This is a genomic window from Candidatus Cloacimonadota bacterium (assembly GCA_034661015.1).
Classification (GTDB): Bacteria; Cloacimonadota; Cloacimonadia; order JGIOTU-2; family JGIOTU-2; genus JAYEKN01.
This window is the reverse complement of the sequence record JAYEKN010000037.1, coordinates 1-1143: the sequence shown is the minus strand read 5'-3', so window position 1 is coordinate 1143 and position 1143 is coordinate 1. Positions and strand designations below refer to the sequence as shown.

Sequence of the window (1143 nt, the reverse complement as noted above, 5' to 3'; positions counted from 1 at the left end):
TAAAATTGAAGAATCACTGAAAAGTGTGGGATATTGAACGATAATTATGAATGCATCATTTTCATTAACTATTTCAATTTTACAATTACAATGCGGTTGCAGGATGTCGGAAACAATTGGAAGTAGCTCATCTCGGATGTAATCTTTTGCCTTCTCATTTATGGAAATATTGAATTTACCCTGCTTAGTTTTGGATCTTTTTGCATAAGGGTCTTCTTTTGTTAATAAATCCCAATCAAGGATAAGATCGATATCTTCTGAAAATCTTTCAATTAATCCATAAATTTTGGAAAGACTCGTTCCACCTTTAAACATTAAAATTTTACTTAATTCTTCGTTAGAAAACAGCTTATCCAAAGTCCAAACAACCCAAAAGTCTTTTTCTGCGATTGCATTGGTTGTCTTCATTCTGCTTGCTGTTTCACTGAAAAGTTCATTTCTTTCTTTATCGGTAAGGTTGGCAATTTTATTCATCAATTATTCCTGCAAATTTGTTTAATGGCTTCATAGATCCAGATTTTCGTAGATTTAGTTTCAATCAATATCTTATTATATTTTTTTGAATCTGTCTGCTTTTTTATTTTATCAATAACTTTGGGAGTAATGCGGTCTTTGCCCAATGCTTTTAATGCCTGAACAATTAGTGAACTCTCTTTATGTTTGAAGCCGATTTCTTTCAGAGCCGATTTCTTAAATTCCAAAGTTGTTCCCATAATATCATAGCTTCTGTTGGGACCATCGCTCAGATAAATATGTTTTGCTACAATTTGAGTAGATAAACCCAATAAATTTAATGCACTGTCTCCCGAAATTTCTATTCTCCAATTGAATTTACGAGCAAAAGCACGAGCAACCTGATCTATATCAGGACTCAATTCTTGTTTTAGTAAATCACTGTATTTCGGGTAATCGTATAATCCGCGACTGATCCTTCTTATCTTACCCTTTTCTGTTAAATACTTAAGATTGTCATCAGCTTCACCGCGGGTAAAAACAGACGACAAATCACTTGAAGAAAATGCCCAACCCCTACGATGACCTGCTATAAAATAAAGTGCCTTTTCATAATGCTTCACAAACTAACTCCTTAAACTTTTTCCTGAAAATCTTATTACTTTTTCGGGAAAAAGCAAATTATTTTTT

2 protein-coding genes are annotated in these 1143 nt (G+C 32.9%); both read right to left on the bottom strand.

Annotated features, from left to right (window positions below):
* The coding region (locus tag U9P79_01295) for a nucleotidyl transferase AbiEii/AbiGii toxin family protein (GenBank protein ID MEA2103264.1) at window positions 1-474 on the bottom strand (474 nt) is incomplete at its 3' end.
* A complete protein-coding gene (locus tag U9P79_01290) occupies window positions 474-1076 on the bottom strand; it encodes a DUF6088 family protein (GenBank protein ID MEA2103263.1) in 603 nt (200 codons plus the stop codon). The genes U9P79_01295 and U9P79_01290, both read right to left, overlap by 1 nt.
* Between the last annotated feature and the right edge of the window lie 67 nt (window positions 1077-1143).